General features: G+C 68.4%; 1 protein-coding gene. It reads right to left on the reverse strand.

The window, feature by feature from the left end; translation table 11 throughout:
- The coding region (locus IO39_RS43780; RefSeq protein ID WP_043638043.1) for an integrase core domain-containing protein at nt 1-228 on the reverse strand (228 nt) is incomplete at both ends.

The following is a 228-nucleotide window of genomic DNA, read 5'->3' on the forward strand; positions in this document are numbered from 1 at the left end:
GGCAGGTTCTGGCAGGCGCTGTGGAGGCGGCGGTTGTTGTACCAGTCGACCCACTCCATGGTGGCGATCTCCACGTCGTCCAGGCCCTTCCACGGACCGCGGCGGTGGATCAGCTCGGTCTTGTACAGCCCGATCGTGGTCTCGGCCAGGGCGTTGTCGTAGCTGTCCCCGCGTGAGCCGACCGAGCTGACCGCGCCGATGCCGGCCAGCCGCTCGGTGTAGCGGATG

It is taken from the genome of Nonomuraea candida (assembly GCF_000725485.1).
Taxonomy (GTDB): domain Bacteria; phylum Actinomycetota; class Actinomycetes; order Streptosporangiales; family Streptosporangiaceae; genus Nonomuraea; species Nonomuraea candida.